The following is an 18002-nucleotide window of genomic DNA, read 5'->3' as shown; positions in this document are numbered from 1 at the left end:
TCCCGTTCGAGCTGCTACTCGTACCCTTTACAAGCCCTTGTGAGTGGTCCACTGGTCTCAGTCATCAAGCCCACCAGACTCGATGTAGTCAATGCTGGTGAACCACCACACGGCCATCACGACCGTTGCCGCCGCGAGTGAGAGCAGCAGAATTCGCCGGGCCCTGTACCCCGCTTCCGACGGCTCGTTCGCCTCCGGGTCGCTGAAACGGCGTGCCTGGAAGCGCCACCAGAGTGCTTTCTGGTCGACCAGGCCCATTCCGCCGAGCCAGAGGGCGAGCAGAAGCATGAAGATTCCTACCCCGACCATCAGAACGTCCCTCCCGACGCGAAGTACGCCAAGTACGAAAACTCAACAAGCCCCCGCCGCACCTCAGTAAACCCTCTCCGCCACCAACCCCACCTGCACCAACGGCTTCCCCCGCCGCCGAGAAACAAAGACCCCCCGCCCCGCAGGCATAGGCCGAGGCCGAACCCCACCCAGCAGGTCCCCCTCACCCGGATCACCGGCCAGCACAACCCCCTGCGCCCCCAGCTCCTTCACCCGCTGCATGAACGCCTCGTACGACGCCCGCCCAGCACCCGCCGTAGACCGCGCGATGACGAACCGCACCCCCACGTCCCGGGCGAACGGCAACAGCTCCGTCAATCCCGCCAGCGGATTCCCGCTCGACGTGGCCACGAGGTCGTAGTCGTCGATGACGACGAACACCGTAGGTCCGCGCCACCAACTCCGATCCCGCAGCTGCTGTGCCGTCACGTCGGCCGTCGGTGTGCGGCGCTTCATCAGGTCGGCCAGGGCGGCCATGTGATGGTCCATGGCGTTGGACATCGGGATGTACTCGGCGAGGTGGGAGGACGGGGTGACATCCAGCAGCGAGCGGCGGTTGTCGATGACGAACAGCTTGGCCTCGTCGCCCGAGTACCGCTCCGTCACCTGCTTGATCAGCAGCCGCAGCAGGTTCGACTTGCCCGACTCGCTCTCGCCGAAGACGAGGAAGAACGGGTCCTGTTCGAAGTCGACGAAGACCGGCTCGAGGTTGTCCTCGTCGAGGGCGAAGGCGACACCGCGGCGCGGGAAGCGATGGCCCGGAGGGAGCTGCTCGGCCGGGAACTCGCGGGGCAGCAAGCGGACTTCGGGGGCGCCGGGCGCTTGCCAGTGCCGGGATACCTCGGTCGCCAGCGCCGCCGTGGCGTCCGCCAGATCCGTGTCGGAGGTCAGACCGTCGATGCGCGGCACCGCCGCCATGAAGTGGAGCTTCTGGGGGGCCTGTCCGCGGCCCGGCACGCCCGCCGGGACGTTTGCCGCCACCTTCCGGTCCAGCTCGGAGTCCATCGTGTCGCCGAGCCGCAGCTCCAGGCGGTTCATCAGGTGGTCCTTGAGGTTGGCCCTGACCTCCATCGAGCGTGAGGCCGTGAGGATCAGGTGGATGCCGTAACCGAGACCACGCGCCGCGATGTCGAGGATGACCTGGTCCATCGCCTCATAGTCGGCGCGGAAGTTGCCCCAGCCGTCGATGACCAGGAAGACATCGCCCCACGGTTGGTCCGTGACCGAGATGTCGCCTCGGGCCCGCCTGGCCCGGAAGTCCGCGATCGACGAGATGCCGGACGAGCGGAAGTACTCCTCGCGGCGGGTCAGCACGCCGTACACCTCGGCCACTGTGCGCCGCACCCGCTCCGGATCCAGGCGCGAGGCGACTCCGCCGACGTGCGGCAGTCCGGCCACCGCCGCCATGCCGCCACCGCCGAAGTCGAGGCCGTAGAACTGCACTTCGTGCGGCGTGTGCGTGAGCGCGAACGCCGAGATCAGGGTGCGCACCAGCGTGGACTTGCCGGACTGCGGACCGCCGAGGATCTGCATGTGGCCGGCCGCGCCGGAGAAGTCGAGCCAGAGAGGGTCGCGGCGCTGCTCGTACGGCTTGTCCACCAGGCCCGCAGGCACGACCAGGCGGCCGGCGCCGTCGTAGCCGGGCTGGGTGAGTCCGCGGCCCTGCACCGCCGTGAGCCCGGGCAGCAGCCCGTCCAGCGACGGCGGGCTGTCCAGCGGCGGCAGCCACACCTGGTGGGCCGCCGGGCCCTGCGCCTCCAGCCGGCGCACGATCACGTCCAGCACGGTGTCCGCGAGCGCGTCGTCGACCTCCGGACCGTCCGAAGCCGAAGGGCGCTGCTGCGGCACCGGTACGTACTGCACCGGTACCTCGGCCGCCGTGAACAGCACCGGCTGCCGGTCCATCGGCAGCGGGCCGCCGCCCAGCGCCGCCCGCTGCGTGCCCGAGCGGTACACGCCGGAGACGTACGCCGCCTTGAAGCGCACCATCTCGCCCGTGCCGTGCTTCAGGATGCCGGAGCCCGGGACGTTCGGCAGTTCATAGGCGTCCGGTACGCCGATCGCCGCCCGGGACTCCGCGGCGGAGAACGTCCGCAGACCGACCCGGTACGACAGGTAGGTCTCCAGGCCGCGCAGACGGCCCTCCTCCAGGCGCTGCGAGGCCAGCAGCAGGTGCACACCCAGCGAACGGCCGATGCGGCCGATCTGCACGAACATCTCGATGAAGTCCGGCTTCGCCGTCAACAACTCACTGAACTCGTCGATCACCAGCACCAGGGAGGGGATCGGCTGCAGGGCCGCGCCCGCCGCGCGCGCCTTCTCGTAGTCGTGGATGTTGGCGTAGTTGCCCGCGTCGCGCAGCATCTCCTGGCGGCGGTTGAGCTCGCCGCGGATGGAGTCGCCCATACGGTCGACCAGGGTGAGGTCGTCCGCGAGGTTGGTGATGACGGCCGCCACGTGCGGCATCTGTGCCATGCCCGCGAAGGTCGCGCCGCCCTTGAAGTCGGCGAGGACGAAGTTCAGCGTCTCCGAGGAGTGCGTCACCGCCAGGCCCAGTACGAGCGTGCGCAGCAGCTCCGACTTGCCGGAGCCGGTGGCGCCCACGCACAGGCCGTGCGGGCCCATGCCCTCCTGCGCGGCCTCCTTGAGGTCCAGCATCACGGGACGTCCGTCCTCGCCGACGCCGATCGGCACGCGCAGCCGCTCGGCCAGCGAACGCGGCCGCCAGGTGCGCTGGGTGTCGACGGACGCCGCGTCACCGAGGTTCAGCAGGTCGGTGAACTCCAGGTTGGCGAGCAGCGGTTCGTCGTCGTCCCCGCCGGAGGCCATCCGCAGCGGGGCCAGTTGCCGGGCGAGGGCCTCGGCGGACTCGTACGAGAGGGCGTCGGGGGTGCCCTCGTAGACCACACCGTGCCCCGACTCCAGGTGCAGTACCTCCGGCTGTACGACGATCGAGAGCTCGCCGCCTCCCGTGGTCAGCTCGCCCGGAACGACCTCGAGGACGGTGACGCCCTGGAGCCCTTCGGGGTTGGCCAGGACCGAGTCCGGCGGCAGGGAGAGGCCGTCGAGCACGACGACGATGTGGGGCTCCTCCGGCAGGGGCGCCGCGTTCGGGTGGAAGCGCGGACGGCCGGTCAGCCGGGTGGCGAGCAGGTTCTCCAGCTCGCGGGTGTCGCTGTCGATCAGCCTGCGGCTGCCCGCGCCGTCCACGGCACCGGGCGCCTGGACGTGCGGCAGCCACTTGGCCCACTCCCAGTGGGGCAGGGCCTCGCGGCCCGCCGCGACCACGATGAGCAGGTCCTCGGGGGAGTGCAGCGCGGCCAGCGAGCCGGCCATGGCCCGCGCGGAGGACCGTACGGACTGTGGCTCGCCGCTGATCGTGACGTGGTAGAAGGCGCGCAGCGAGACCGCCATCGGCAGGTCGTCCAAGGTGCTGTGGACGGCGAGGAAGCGCTGCATCGCACCCGCGGTCAGCGGCTCCAACTGCTCGACCGGGGCGGTCTCGGGGGCGACCAGGGCGCTGGCCAGGGACTGCGAGCCGAGGCCGATACGGACCTGGGCGAAGTCCTCGTCGCCGGGGCGGCGTTCCCACACCCGGCTGCCCTCGGCGACCAGGGCCCACAACTGCTCGGGGGAGGGGTGGAGGAAGTACTGCGCGTCGCGCTGCGCCTTCGCCGTGTCGACGGCCCTGCGCCGGGTCTGCGCCAGGTAACTCAGGTAGTCGCGGCGGATGTCCGCCAACTGGCCCTGGTTACCACGGCGGAAGCGGACCACCATCGCGATGGACATGGCGATCGTCGAAGCGATCATGATCATGCCCATGATCCTCATGAACGGCTGCCCGCTCGTGAAGAAGAAGACCACCGAGCCACCCATGCCGAGCGTCGGCAGAAGTTGCATCAGCACGCTGTCCTGGTTGCCCCGCGGCAGTTCGGGCGGAGGCTGCAGGACGATCTCCTGCGTGGACACTTCGGACGGCAGCACCCGAGGCGGGCGCTTCACGACGATGTGGCTCACTGTCATCCATTCCCTCGGCCGGCCCGAGAGTCCGTCCGCCGCCCCGTGTCAGGCGGACGCAGGCCGCCGCGCGATCCTACTGACTTCAGCTGACACAAGGGGGCGGTAGGGTGCCGGATGTTCGCGTCAGCACACGCGAGTTGAGCTGGAGTATTGGGGCATTCCGTGCGATCTGGCGAGATGCGGAACCCCTGCGACGGCACGACGGCACCGTTCTCGCCACCTCGCCGCCTCATCGGTCGCAGGGGGCGGGAAAAGTCACGCTGGATTTCCATACCGTAGGCACAGAATCATCACTGAGGGGGAGCAGCAGGTGAGCATGACGGCCTCCGCGGCAGCCACCGGGGGAGGACCCGGTACGGGAACTCCTGCCGGGGCGGGTACGGGTCTCGGTTTCTGCCGGGTCACCATCGTCGCGCCCGACAGCCGGATCGACGTGGCGCTGCCCGACGACATCCCCGTCGCCGACATCTATCCGGAGATTCTCAGGCTCTCCCAGCAGAGCCCCGCCGAGAGCGCACCCGTCGGCTACCACTTGGTACGCCGGGACGGCACCGTTCTCGACAGCTCCCGTTCCTTCGCCGCCCAGCGCATCCTCGACGGCGAGCTCCTCACGCTGCGCCCCTTCTCCGAGTCGCTGCCCCCCGCCGTCTTCGACGACGTCTCCGAAGCGGTCGCCTCCGCCGTGACCAGCGAACGCACTTTGTGGAGCGGCGACCTGACGCGCGCCGCGGGCCTCGTCGGAGGAGGCGTACTGCCGGTCCTGCTCGCCTTCGTGGCCTGGATGGGCGACCCGCTCCACGACATGCACAGCCTGCCCGGCATCCTCGCCGGGGTCGCCGGTGTCCTCCTGGTCGTCCTCGCGTGCGTACGCGCCCGGGTCTACGACGACCGGGCCTCGGCCATCGCCCTGGGACTCGGCGCCCTCCCCAACGTCGGCGTGGCCGGCTCGGGTCTCCTGCCGCTCGCCGACGGACAGGGCATCGGCAAGCTGCAGTTCCTCCTCGCCTGTGCGGCCGTGCTGCTGGCCTCGGTCCTGCTCACCCTGTGCTCGCCGAGCGGGGACGGCCCGTTCGTCGCCTTCGTCTTCGCCTCCGCCATCGGGCTGCTCGCCTTGTTCGCGGCGACCCTCGCCGACTGGACGCCCTCCGAGATCGGTGCCCTGTGCGCCCCGATCGCCGTCGGAGGCCTGGCCTTCCTGCCGGGCCTGTCGATGCGCTTCGCCCGGCTCCCGATCGGCTTCGACACCCCGAACACCGCCCCGCGCAGCGCGTACGACACCGACCCCACCCCCCAGGAGCCGGTCGACGCCGAGCGGGTCACCGCGAAGGCGCGGCGCGGACACGAACTCCTGGTCGGTCTGGTGGGCGGCTGCGCGCTGATCGCGGTCGGTTCTTCGGCCGTCCTCGGCTTTTCCTCGAACGTCTGGGGCCAACTCCTCGCCCTCGCGACCGGCGTGGCCCTGCTGATGCGCGCCCACCTCTTCCGCTACACCGCCCAGGTCGCCCCTGTCCTGGCCGGCGGTCTCGCCTGCCTCGTGCTGCTCGGCCTCGGGCTGGCGCTCAACCCGCCGCACTCGATCGTCCGCGACGCCCTCACGGGCGACCGCACCGACCTCGACATCCGGACGATCTGGCTCGTCGCGGCGATCGCGGCGGTGGCCGCGCTCGTCACGGCGATCGGCCTGATCGTCTCCCGCGGCGGCCTCACCCCGTTCTGGGGACGCTTCCTGGAGATCGCCGAGGGCTTCGTGCTGTTGACCCTGGTGCCGCTGGCACTGGCCGTCTTCGACGTGTACGCGACGGCACGGTCGATGACGAGCTGACCCTGCCGTGAGCTGCCCCGGCGGTCGATGAATGCCACCGGCAGCGAAGGGATCGCCAAGCGTGCCCTGGTCCGCGCCACGGTCGTCGTGACGTGGACCAGGGCACGCGGCTGTGCTGTACCGAGGCCTCCGGATCTGACAAGACCGGATCTGACAAGAGACGACAAGGCGGGGCGACGGACGCGGAACCGGCGCCCACCGGTCCCGCCCCTGTCGGTCACCCGCCCCCGTCCGTCACTCCGCGGCAAGCCCTCCGCTGTGCGGCGCTGGCTCCAGATCGAACTCCCCGTCCCGCGCGCCCAGCACGAACGCCCGCCACTCCGCCTCCGTGTACCGCAGGACGGTGTCCGGATCGAGCGACGACCGCATGGCCACGGCCCCGCCGGGAAGGTAGGCGATCTCGACGCGCTCCTCGTGTTCCTCGGTCCCGGGCGCGCTGTGCCACTCGACGCCGGAGATGTCGAGGGCGTACAGCTCGTCCCTCTCCCGCTCCTTGCGCGCCTTGAGCTGTTCCTTGTCCTCGGCCTCGGCCATCGCGGCTCGGTCCTTTCTGCTGTGCCAACGAGCTGTGCGGCCACCCTACTTGCCGTCGTTCCTCCTGGTCAGGGGTTCGCGGATGCGTGCCCGTGACACCGGCGGCCGCGTCGAACTCCCGTCCGACAAGGGCGGCCGTGCCGCTGTGTACGGAGGCCCGCCACGTCAGCGCCGGTACGGTCCCGTCACGTCAGCGCCGGTACGGTGCAGACGCCGCCTGCGACCGTCCCCGGCAGCCCGCTCCCGCCCCCGGACAGAGGCATCGTTCCAGGCTGGTAAGCTGTGCGATGGCCGTTTGTGTACGCGCCCCCGGAGCCTCAGGCCCTGGAGGCCGCGCCCAGCGGATCCCCGCCTCCCGAGTAACGGAAGCTCCCCCGCGATGCAGACCGGGGGCACTCGGTGGCATTTCACAGACTATGAGGAGTACGCGTGTCGCTCGACGCCGCTACGAAGAAGCAGATCATGACCGAGTTCGGCACCAAGGAGGGTGACACCGGCTCCCCCGAGGTCCAGGTCGCTCTGCTGTCGCGTCGGATCTCCGACCTGACCGAGCACCTCAAGACCCACAAGCACGACCACCACTCCCGCCGTGGTCTGCTGATTCTGGTCGGTCAGCGCCGCCGCCTGCTGCAGTACCTCGCCAAGAAGGACATCCAGCGCTTCCGTGCGCTGGTCGACCGTCTCGGCATCCGCCGCGGTGCGGCGGGCGCCAAGTAGGACGCCTTGAGGGGAGCGGTTCCCGGGGTATGGGGACCGCTCCTTTTGCTGTACACACAGGCTCGCATTGCTGTACATACAGGCTCGCACGCAGGACATACGGGCTCTGCCCACGCAGAGTCCTGCCGCACTCAAGCGCTGCCGCACAGCTGCCGCACAAGCGAAACGTGCGGAGTGTCACTGACGCTTTGTAGTGTGGTAGCACAACGCAATACGTACGACGCAGCGTGATGGCGCGAGCCCACAGGGGCAGGGCGACATCACAAGACGAACGAGGAGAAGCGCGCCTCGCCGCCGCCGGTCCTCGGTAGTGGCCCCCGGGGGAAAGTGAGCCCCGGGTGCTTCGATCGAAGACCGGCCCGCACCAGACGGAGCGCTTCTCCGCCACCGTCCCCCCGCCAACACGGGCGAGGAGGGACGAAGACGAGGAGAAAACGCTAGTGGAGAACGAGACCCACTACGCCGAGGCCGTCATCGACAACGGCTCCTTCGGCACCCGCACCATCCGCTTCGAGACGGGCCGCCTGGCCAGGCAGGCCGCCGGCTCCGCCGTGGCGTACCTGGACGACGACACCATGGTGCTGTCGGCCACCACCGCATCCAAGAACCCCAAGGACCAGCTCGACTTCTTCCCCCTGACGGTGGACGTCGAGGAGCGGATGTACGCGGCCGGCAAGATCCCCGGCAGCTTCTTCCGCCGTGAGGGCCGGCCGTCCGAGGACGCCATCCTCACCTGTCGCCTCATCGACCGCCCGCTGCGCCCGTCCTTCAAGAAGGGCCTGCGCAACGAGATCCAGGTCGTCGCCACGATCATGGCGCTCAACCCCGACCACCTGTACGACGTCGTGGCGATCAACGCCGCCTCCGCGTCCACGCAGCTGGCCGGTCTGCCCTTCTCCGGCCCGATCGGCGGCGTCCGCGTCGCGCTGATCAACGGCCAGTGGGTCGCGTTCCCGACGCACACCGAGCTCGAGGACGCCGTCTTCGACATGGTCGTCGCCGGTCGCACCCTGGAGGACGGCGACGTCGCGATCATGATGGTCGAGGCCGAGGCCACCGAGAAGACCATCCAGCTGGTCAAGGGCGGCGCCGAGGCGCCGACCGAGGAGGTCGTCGCCGCCGGTCTGGACGCCGCGAAGCCCTTCATCAAGGTGCTCTGCAAGGCCCAGGCCGACCTCGCCGCGAAGGCCGCCAAGCCGACCGCCGAGTTCCCGATCTTCCTCGACTACCAGGACGACGTCCTGGAGGCGCTGACCTCCGCCGTCAAGGACGAGCTCTCGCAGGCCCTCACCATCGGGGGCAAGCAGGAGCGCGAGAGCGAGCTCGACCGCGTCAAGGCGCTCGCCGCCGAGAAGCTGCTCCCGCAGTTCGAGGGCCGCGAGAAGGAGATCTCCGCCGCGTACCGCTCGCTGACCAAGTCCCTGGTCCGTGAGCGCGTCATCAAGGAGAAGAAGCGCATCGACGGCCGCGGCGTCACGGACATCCGTACGCTGGCCGCCGAGGTCGAGGCCATTCCGCGGGTGCACGGTTCCGCGCTGTTCGAGCGTGGCGAGACCCAGATCCTGGGCGTCACCACCCTCAACATGCTCCGCATGGAGCAGCAGCTGGACACCCTCTCCCCGGTGACCCGGAAGCGCTACATGCACAACTACAACTTCCCGCCGTACTCCACCGGTGAGACCGGCCGCGTCGGCTCCCCGAAGCGCCGCGAGATCGGCCACGGCGCCCTCGCCGAGCGCGCGCTCGTGCCGGTGCTGCCCACGCGCGAGGAGTTCCCGTACGCGATCCGTCAGGTGTCCGAGGCCCTCGGCTCCAACGGCTCGACGTCGATGGGCTCGGTCTGCGCCTCCACCATGTCGCTGCTGAACGCCGGTGTGCCGCTGAAGGCCCCCGTCGCGGGTATCGCCATGGGCCTGATCTCCCAGGAGATCGAGGGCGAGACGCACTACGTCACCCTCACCGACATCCTCGGTGCGGAGGACGCCTTCGGCGACATGGACTTCAAGGTCGCCGGCACCAAGGAGTTCGTGACCGCCCTCCAGCTCGACACCAAGCTGGACGGCATCCCGGCCTCCGTCCTGGCCGCGGCCCTGAAGCAGGCCCGTGACGCCCGCCTCCACATCCTCGACGTGATGATGGAAGCGATCGACACGCCGGACGAGATGTCCCCGAACGCCCCGCGGATCATCACCGTCAAGATCCCCGTGGACAAGATCGGCGAGGTCATCGGCCCCAAGGGCAAGATGATCAACCAGATCCAGGAGGACACCGGCGCCGAGATCACGATCGAGGACGACGGCACCATCTACATCGGTGCCTCCGACGGCCCGGCCGCCGAGGCCGCCCGCACCACGATCAACTCGATCGCCAACCCGACCATGCCGGAGGTCGGCGAGCGCTACCTGGGCACGGTCGTCAAGACCACGACCTTCGGCGCGTTCGTCTCGCTCCTGCCCGGCAAGGACGGTCTGCTGCACATCTCGCAGATCCGCAAGCTGGCCGGCGGCAAGCGCGTGGAGAACGTCGAGGACGTGCTCGGCGTGGGCGCCAAGGTCCAGGTCGAGATCGCCGAGATCGACTCGCGCGGCAAGCTCTCCCTGATCCCCGTGATCGAGGGCGAGGAAGACTCCGCCGACGACAAGAAGGACGACGCCGACCAGTGACGTCCAGTAGCTCCACGGCGACGGCCCGCACCTCTTCGGAGGCGCGGGCCGTCGCCCGTACCCAAACCCTCATCAAAGGCGCGGGCGGCATCGGTACGGTCCGCAAAACCACCCTTCCCGGCGGCCTCCGCGTAGTCACCGAGACCCTGCCCTCTGTGCGCTCCGCCACCTTCGGTATCTGGGCCCACGTCGGCTCCCGCGACGAGACGCCGTCCCTGAACGGCGCCACGCACTACCTGGAGCACCTGCTCTTCAAGGGCACCACGCGACGCAGCGCGCTCGACATCTCCTCCGCCATCGACGCGGTCGGCGGCGAGATGAACGCGTTCACGGCGAAGGAGTACACGTGCTACTACGCGCGCGTGCTCGACACCGACCTGCCCCTCGCCATCGACGTCGTCTGCGACATGCTGACGGGTTCGCTGATCCTCGAGGACGACGTCAACGTCGAGCGCGGCGCGATCCTCGAAGAGATCGCGATGACCGAGGACGACCCGGGCGACTGCGTGCACGACCTGTTCGCGCACACCATGTTCGGCGACAACCCCCTCGGCCGCCCCGTCCTGGGCACGGTCGACACGGTCAACGCCCTCACCGCCGACCGCATCCGCCGCTTCTACAAGAAGCACTACGACCCGACCCACCTCGTGGTCGCGTGCGCCGGCAACATCGACCACAACAAGGTCGTACGACAGGTCCGTGCCGCCTTCGAGAACGCGGGCGCCTTCAAGGACCTCGACGCCACGCCCGTCGCCCCGCGCGAGGGCCGGCGTGCCCTGCGCACCGCAGGCCGCGTCGACCTGATCGGCCGCAAGACCGAGCAGGCCCATGTCGTCCTCGGCATGCCCGGCCTGTCCCGCACGGACGAGCGCCGCTGGGCCCTCGGGGTCCTGAACACGGCCCTCGGCGGCGGGATGTCCTCCCGCCTGTTCCAGGAGGTCAGGGAGAAGCGCGGCCTGGCCTACAGCGTGTACTCGTACACCTCCGGCTTCGCCGACTGCGGCCTGTTCGGCGTGTACGCGGGCTGCCGCCCGAGCCAGGTGCACGACGTACTGAAGATCTGCCGCGACGAACTCGACCACGTGGCCGAGCACGGCCTCTCGGACGACGAGATCGGCCGCGCCATCGGCCAGCTCCAGGGCTCCACGGTCCTGGGCCTGGAGGACACGGGCGCGCTGATGAACCGCATCGGCAAGAGCGAGCTGTGCTGGGGCGAGCAGATGTCGGTCGACGACATGCTGGCCCGGATAGCCTCGGTCACCCCGGACGACGTCCGCTTGGTCGCCCGCGAGATCCTGGGCCGACGACCCTCGCTGTCGGTCATCGGCCCGCTGAAGGACAAGCAGGCCTCCCGGCTGCACGACGCCGTCGCCTGACACCCGTCACCTGACACCCGTCATCGGTACGTCATCGGTAAGGAAGCAAGGACATGAGCAAGCTGCGCGTGGCGGTCCTCGGTGCCAAGGGCCGGATCGGCTCCGAGGCGGTACGGGCGGTCGAGGCCGCCGAGGACATGGAGCTGGTCGCCGCTCTGGGCCGGGGCGACAAGCTGGAGACGCTGGCCGAGACCGGCGCCCAGGTCGCCGTCGAACTGACCACGCCGGCCTCGGTGATGGACAACCTCGACTTCTGCGTACGGCACGGCATCCACGCCGTCGTCGGTACGACGGGCTGGACCGACGAGCGCCTCGCGCAGCTGAAGGGCTGGCTCGCCCAGTCCCCGGAGACGGGCGTGCTCATCGCGCCCAACTTCTCCATCGGGGCCGTCCTGACCATGAAGTTCGCGCAGATCGCCGCGCCCTACTTCGAGTCGGTGGAGGTGGTGGAGCTCCACCACCCGAACAAGGTGGACGCCCCGTCCGGAACCGCCACCCGCACCGCCCAGCTCATCGCCGAGGCCCGTCGTCAGGCCGGCACCGCCCCGGCGCCGGACGCCACGGTGACGGCCCTGGACGGCGCGCGGGGTGCCAGCGTCGACGGGATCCCCGTCCACGCCGTCCGCCTGCGCGGCCTGCTCGCCCACCAGGAGGTCCTCCTCGGTGGCGAGGGTGAGACCCTCACCGTCCGCCACGACTCCCTCCACCACAGCAGCTTCATGCCGGGCATCCTGCTCGGCGCCCGCCGCGTGGTGACCACCCCGGGCCTGACCTTCGGTCTGGAACACTTCCTCGACCTGAACTGAGCCCCGACAGCCATGCGCGCGAAGCTCTCCTACGCCATAACGGCCGCCGTCCTGGTCTTCTACTTCGCCCTGGTCGGCAGCCGCGGCGTCATGCTCATCCAGTCCGGCACGCTCCTCACCGTCACCTTCGGGGTCGCGGTGCTGATCCTGCCGGTGATCGGCCTGTGGTTCCTGTGGAAGAACACTCAGTTCGTCCGTAAGGCCAACCAGCTCGCCGCCGAGCTCGACTCCGAGGGCGGCCTGCCCGTCGACGAGCTGAAGCGCACCCCCAGCGGCCGAATCGACCGCGCATCGGCCGACGAGGTCTTCGCCAAGCGCAAGGCCGAGACGGAGGCGGCGCCCGACGACTGGCGCAGCTGGTTCCGCCTCGCCATCGCCTACCACGACGCCCGCGACACCCCGCGCGCCCGCAAAGCGATGCAGCGGGCCATAGCCCTGCACGACGGCAAGGCCCCTTTTTGCGCCTGAACCGGCGCCGCTCTCGCGGACCTGGTTGATCGCCGTCGTGGTTCCTCAACTGATGGTTGCGGTGGTCGCGGGGAGATCACCGCAACCGGGGTGTCAGACGCCCCGCCCGCACTCCGCGGCCCAGGCCTCGACAGAGTCCGCGGCCCGGTCGAAGGAGCCGGGACGCGCCAGGAAGTCCGCATTGTGCGTGGTCAGCAGCGCCGGCATGTCATCCGCGGCCCGATCCCGCCGTACGACGACCAGTGCCTGCCCCTGAACCGTGCGCGGCAGTCCGAGCCAGCGCACCGGCCGCTGTACCGTCCGCACGGTGACGACCCGCTCCCAGGGCACCGTACGCGTGAGCAGGAACCCCACCTGGCGCAGCCCGCGGGCGCTGACCCACACGCCCATCCGCAGCAGCCGCAGGGCGCCCGCGATGACGGCCAGCGCGATGCAGAAGACCACACCGGCCTCGGACACCGAGCCCGTCAGCGCGATGATGACCGCCGCGAACAGCACGTACGAGGCGAGCAGCAGCAGGATCGCGGCCACGCCCACGCGCCACGGGCCGGGCCGGTAGGGGCGCCGCCAGCGGTCGCGGTCGTCGAAGGGCAGCGCGACGTCGTCGGCTGCCTCGAAGGCGCGGTCGGCCGTCAGGAAGGGCAGGGGCACGGCTGGTCCTCACTCAATCCATGCGTGGGCTGTGCCCGGTGAGGTTATCGACCCGTGTCCCCGCCCACCACTCCCGGGGTCCGGATGGAGCCAGCCCCGGCTCAGCGCCCCTCGGACGCCTGGGACTGCTGTGTCTGCGCGGACGACTGGTCGGGTGAGAGCGCCGGCATCCCCAGAACCAGAGAGCCCACGAGCGCGGCGACGATCGTGAGCCCCAGGAGCCAGCGCCCGGCTATCTGACTCATGGACGCCCGCTCACGGGGTGGGGGAGTGACATTGCTGCGGAACCTGTCGGCTTCGGCGAGGAAGGCGAACGGTACGGGCTCGCGCCGACGCAACATGGGGTGCTTCTCCTCTCAGGGACTCGAACGAATCGCTGTCACCAACACAGACGAGCGAGCGGCTCAAAAGGTGCCCGTTTTCACCAACTTCACTCGGGCACGACAGTGAACGTCCCGTTTGGTGGGCCGTAGAGTGGCGTCGCCGAGAGACAAGCCATGAGACAACCAAGAGACAAGACGGGAAGGACCCTCCGCATCGTGACCCCCAACCCCGACGACGATTTCAAGATCGACCTCCGCAGCGATGTCACCGTTGAACTGGTCAAACACAGCGCGGCGGACTCCGACGTGCTCTTCGCGGCCCGTGTGTCGACCGTCGGGGAGCAGTCCCTGGACGAGCTGAAGAAGGACCCGGAGCGGTCGAAGGGGTTGATCAACTTCCTCATGCGCGACCGGCACGGCAGCCCGTTCGAGCACAACTCGATGACGTTCTTCATCAGTGCCCCGATCTTCGTCTTCCGCGAGTTCATGCGGCACCGCGTGGGCTGGTCGTACAACGAGGAGTCCGGTCGGTACAGGGAGCTGCAGCCCGTGTTCTACGTGCCGGACACGTCGCGGAAGCTGGTCCAGCAGGGGCGACCGGGCAAGTACGTGTTCGTGGAGGGCACCCCGGAGCAGTACGAGCTCGTCGGACACGCCATGGAAGAGTCGTACCGCCAGGCGTACCGGACCTACCAGCAGATGCTGGCGCAGGGCGTCGCCCGCGAGGTCGCCCGCGCGGTCCTCCCGGTCGGCCTGTTCTCCTCGATGTACGCCACCTGCAACGCCCGCTCGCTGATGCACTTCCTCGGCCTGCGCACCCAGCACGAGCTGGCGAAGGTCCCGTCCTTCCCGCAGCGGGAGATCGAGATGGTCGGCGAGAAGATGGAGGCGGAGTGGGCCGAGCTCATGCCGCTCACCCACGCCGCCTTCAATGCGAACGGCCGTGTGGCGCCATAACGCACGTCCGTTCTCCCCTCGCGCACAGATGTACGGATCAGCCTCGTGAAGTGTCCGTATTGCGGCATTTAGAGAAGTTCATCTAGCCTGATCAAAGGGACCGGCACTGCTTGAACCCCCGAGCAGGCAGTGCCGGGCTCCATCTTTGTCACGACTTGTCGCCTACCCCGAGGGCAGACCCCGCCCTGAGCAACGAGTAGCGTGTTACCCATGGCTCCGACCTCCACTCCGCAGACCCCCTTCGGGCGGGTCCTCACCGCCATGGTCACGCCCTTCACGGCGGACGGCGCACTCGACCTCGACGGCGCGCAGCGGCTCGCCGCCCACCTGGTGGACGCAGGCAACGACGGCCTGATCATCAACGGCACCACCGGCGAGTCCCCCACCACCAGTGACGCGGAGAAATCGGATCTCGTACGGGCCGTCCTGGAGGCCGTCGGCGACCGCGCCCACGTCGTCGCCGGCGTCGGCACCAACGACACCCACCACAGCATCGAGCTGGCCCGAGCCGCCGAGAAGGTGGGCGCACACGGCCTCCTCGTCGTGACGCCGTACTACAACAAGCCCCCGCAGGAGGGCCTGTACCGCCACTTCAGGGCCATCGCCGACGCCGCCGAGCTCCCGGTCATGCTCTACGACATCCCCGGCCGCAGCGGCGTCCCGATCAACACCGAGACGCTCGTCCGCCTCGCCGAGCACCCGCGGATCGTCGCCAACAAGGACGCCAAGGGCGACCTCGGCCGCGCCAGCTGGGCCATCGCCCGCTCCGGCCTCGCCTGGTACTCCGGCGACGACATGCTGAACCTGCCGCTGCTCTCGGTCGGCGCGGTCGGCTTCGTCTCGGTCGTCGGACACGTGGTCACCCCGGACCTGCGCGCCCTGGTCGAGGCGTTCGTCTCCGGCGACGTCCAGAAGGCCACCGAGATCCACCAGAAGCTGCTCCCGGTCTACACCGGCATGTTCCGCACCCAGGGCGTCATGACCACGAAGGCGGCGCTCGCCCTCCAGGGCCTGCCCGCCGGACCGCTACGCGCCCCCATGGTCGAGCTCACGCACGAGGAGATCGAGCAGCTCAAGATCGATCTTGCCGCAGGCGGGGTACAGCTCTAGCAACAGACTTCGCGCGCCGCGTCGCGCCACCAGACTTCACAACTGAATAAGCAGGCCACCGGTGCCTGCGTCCCCAACGACAACTGCTTCTGCACGAACGTCATGCGCGCCACGTGCCCACCGGTACGTGGCGCGTGTGGTTGAGGAGAGTCTTTTGAGTCATCCGCATCCTGAACTCGGCCCGCCCCCGCCGCTCCCCGAAGGCGGCCTGCGGGTCACGCCACTCGGCGGCCTCGGCGAGATCGGCCGAAACATGACGGTCTTCGAGTACGGAGGCCGCCTGCTGATCGTCGACTGCGGAGTGCTCTTCCCCGAGGAGGAGCAGCCCGGAATCGACCTGATCCTGCCGGACTTCTCGTCCATCCGGGACCGCCTCGACGACATCGAGGGCATCGTCCTCACACATGGCCACGAGGACCACATCGGCGGCGTCCCGTTCCTCCTCCGGGAGAAGCCGGACATCCCGCTGATCGGCTCCAAGCTGACCCTCGCCCTGATCGAGGCCAAGCTCCAGGAGCACCGCATCCGCCCGTACACCCTCGAGGTGGCGGAGGGACACCGCGAGCGCATCGGCCCCTTCAACTGCGAGTTCGTCGCGGTCAACCACTCCATCCCCGACGCCCTGGCGGTGGCCATTCGCACGCCCGCCGGCATGGTGGTCCACACCGGCGACTTCAAGATGGACCAGCTCCCGCTGGACAACCGCCTCACGGATCTTCACGCGTTCGCACGTCTGAGCGAGGAGGGCATCGACCTCCTTCTCTCCGACTCCACGAACGCCGAGGTTCCCGGCTTCACCCCGCACGAGCGGGACATCTCGAACGTCCTGCGGCAGGTCTTCGCGGGCGCCCGCAAGCGGATCATCGTGGCCAGCTTCGCCAGCCACGTCCACCGCATCCAGCAGATCCTGGACGCGGCCCACGAGTACGGCCGCAGGGTCGCCTTCGTCGGCCGCTCGATGGTCCGCAACATGGGCATCGCACGGGACCTGGGCTACCTGAGGGTGCCGCCGGGCCTGGTCGTCGACGTCAAGACACTCGACGACCTGCCCGACCACGAGGTCGTCCTGGTCTGCACGGGCTCCCAGGGCGAACCGATGGCGGCCCTGTCCCGCATGGCGAACCGCGACCACCAGATCCGCATCGTCCAGGGCGACACGGTGATCCTCGCGTCGTCGCTGATCCCCGGCAACGAGAACGCGGTCTACCGCGTCATCAACGGCCTGACCCGCTGGGGCGCGAACGTCGTCCACAAGGGCAACGCGAAGGTCCACGTCTCGGGCCACGCCTCGGCCGGCGAACTGCTGTACTTCTACAACATCTGCCGGCCCAGGAACCTGATGCCGGTCCACGGCGAATGGCGCCACCTGCGCGCCAACGCCGAGCTGGGCGCCCTGACCGGCGTCCCGCACGACCGGATCGTCATCGCCGAGGACGGCGTGGCCGTCGACCTGATCGAGGGCAAGGCCAAGATCTCGGGCAAGGTCCAGGCGGGTTACGTGTACGTCGACGGCCTGTCGGTCGGCGATGTCGGCGAGCCGGCCCTGAAGGACCGCAAGATCCTCGGCGACGAGGGCATCATCTCGGTCTTCATGGTCATCGACTCGTCGACCGGAAAGATCACGGGCGGCCCACACGTGCAGGCCCGCGGCTCGGGCATCGAGGACTCGGCGTTCGGAGACGTGATCCCGAGGATCACGGAGGTCCTGGAGCGCTCCGCTCAGGACGGCGTGGTCGAGCCCCACCAGATGCAGCAGCTGGTGCGGCGGACCCTCGGCAAGTGGGTCTCGGACACCTATCGCCGCAGGCCGATGATCCTGCCGGTGGTGGTGGAGGTCTGACGGACCGTCGGCCCTCGTACGCGCGAACCCGGAGCGGGGCGCCTCGATTTGCATCGAGGCGCCCCGCTCCAGTACGTTTACGGCTCCGCCTGAACGGGAACCGGCCACCTCGTGCGCCGGAACCAGTCCCCGAGGGGGCGGGAATTCCGACTCAGAGTCTCTGATAAAGTCGGAGTCGCCGGAAAGGGAAACGCGGAAGCGGGAACCTGGAAGGCACCGAGGAAATCGGATCGGAAAAGGATCTGATAGAGTCGGAAACGCAAGACCGAAGGGAAGCGCCCGGAGGAAAGCCGCGAGAGAGTCTCTCGGGTGAGTACAAAGGAAGCGTCCGTTCCTTGAGAACTCAACAGCGTGCCAAAAGTCAACGCCAGATATGTTGATACCC

The 18002-nt window shown here is 69.2% G+C and carries 14 protein-coding genes; 9 read left to right on the top strand and 5 right to left on the bottom strand.

The annotated features are described in order from the left end of the window. Positions 1-57 precede the first annotated feature (57 nt). Together CLM62_RS16755 and eccCa are read right to left on the bottom strand one after the other, a co-directional pair. Positions 58-288 (bottom strand): hypothetical protein, encoded by a 231-nt coding sequence (locus CLM62_RS16755; protein ID WP_143659094.1) that lies wholly within the window; start codon positions 286-288, stop codon positions 58-60. An 84-nt stretch (positions 289-372) separates the two neighbouring features. Continuing rightward, positions 373-4347 carry a type VII secretion protein EccCa gene (gene eccCa, locus CLM62_RS16750; RefSeq protein ID WP_179382123.1) on the bottom strand — a complete coding sequence of 1325 codons (3975 nt, stop codon included), beginning with the start codon at positions 4345-4347 and terminating at the stop codon, positions 373-375. Between the two features lie 313 nt (positions 4348-4660). Here eccCa and eccD point away from each other — a divergent pair, with 313 nt between their 5' ends. Next, entirely contained in the window at positions 4661-6172 is a 1512-nt protein-coding gene (gene eccD / locus CLM62_RS16745; protein ID WP_179382122.1) for a type VII secretion integral membrane protein EccD, read from the top strand. Between the two features lie 234 nt (positions 6173-6406). On the opposite strand, the gene CLM62_RS16740 is transcribed toward eccD, so the two are convergent. After that, positions 6407-6706, bottom strand: coding sequence for a DUF397 domain-containing protein (locus CLM62_RS16740; RefSeq protein WP_095750674.1), 300 nt, complete (start codon positions 6704-6706; stop codon positions 6407-6409). Between the two features lie 429 nt (positions 6707-7135). Here CLM62_RS16740 and rpsO point away from each other — a divergent pair, with 429 nt between their 5' ends. The 5 genes from rpsO (at position 7136) to CLM62_RS16715 (ending at position 12736) form a co-directional block, all read left to right on the top strand. Further along, entirely contained in the window at positions 7136-7423 is a 288-nt protein-coding gene (gene rpsO, locus CLM62_RS16735) for a 30S ribosomal protein S15 (RefSeq protein WP_030753863.1), read from the top strand. A 440-nt stretch (positions 7424-7863) separates the two neighbouring features. Then, positions 7864-10086 carry a polyribonucleotide nucleotidyltransferase gene (locus tag CLM62_RS16730; protein ID WP_095750673.1) on the top strand — a complete coding sequence of 741 codons (2223 nt, stop codon included), beginning with the start codon at positions 7864-7866 and terminating at the stop codon, positions 10084-10086. Then, positions 10083-11462, top strand: a complete 1380-nt coding sequence (locus tag CLM62_RS16725) for a pitrilysin family protein (RefSeq protein WP_095750672.1) — start codon at positions 10083-10085, stop codon at positions 11460-11462. Before CLM62_RS16730 ends, CLM62_RS16725 begins: the two co-directional genes overlap by 4 nt. Before the next feature lie 53 nt (positions 11463-11515). Continuing rightward, entirely contained in the window at positions 11516-12268 is a 753-nt protein-coding gene (gene dapB / locus CLM62_RS16720) for a 4-hydroxy-tetrahydrodipicolinate reductase (protein WP_095750671.1), read from the top strand. A 12-nt stretch (positions 12269-12280) separates the two neighbouring features. Further along, entirely contained in the window at positions 12281-12736 is a 456-nt protein-coding gene (locus CLM62_RS16715) for a hypothetical protein (RefSeq protein WP_095750670.1), read from the top strand. Between the two features lie 93 nt (positions 12737-12829). Here CLM62_RS16715 and CLM62_RS16710 read toward each other — a convergent pair whose 3' ends face one another. Then, a complete protein-coding gene (locus CLM62_RS16710; protein WP_095750669.1) occupies positions 12830-13387 on the bottom strand; it encodes a hypothetical protein in 558 nt (185 codons plus the stop codon). A gap of 101 nt (positions 13388-13488) precedes the next feature. After that, positions 13489-13728, bottom strand: a complete 240-nt coding sequence (locus CLM62_RS16705) for a hypothetical protein (protein WP_095750668.1) — start codon at positions 13726-13728, stop codon at positions 13489-13491. A gap of 198 nt (positions 13729-13926) precedes the next feature. Between CLM62_RS16705 and thyX the strand changes: the two genes are divergently transcribed. The 3 genes from thyX (at position 13927) to CLM62_RS16690 (ending at position 17617) form a co-directional block, all read left to right on the top strand. Further along, complete coding sequence (thyX, locus tag CLM62_RS16700) at positions 13927-14667, top strand: FAD-dependent thymidylate synthase (protein WP_095750667.1); 741 nt, start codon at positions 13927-13929, stop codon at positions 14665-14667. 210 nt (positions 14668-14877) lie between these two features. Next, a complete protein-coding gene (gene dapA / locus CLM62_RS16695; protein ID WP_095750666.1) occupies positions 14878-15777 on the top strand; it encodes a 4-hydroxy-tetrahydrodipicolinate synthase in 900 nt (299 codons plus the stop codon). A gap of 154 nt (positions 15778-15931) precedes the next feature. Beyond that, positions 15932-17617: a ribonuclease J gene (locus CLM62_RS16690; protein ID WP_095750665.1), complete on the top strand. Its 1686-nt coding sequence runs from the start codon at positions 15932-15934 to the stop codon at positions 17615-17617. The last annotated feature ends 385 nt before the right edge of the window (positions 17618-18002 follow it).

The organism is Streptomyces sp. SA15, assembly GCF_002291145.1.
Lineage (GTDB): Bacteria > Actinomycetota > Actinomycetes > Streptomycetales > Streptomycetaceae > Streptomyces.
The sequence above is the reverse complement of the archived record's forward strand: the minus strand, read 5'-3'. Positions and strand labels throughout refer to the sequence as shown.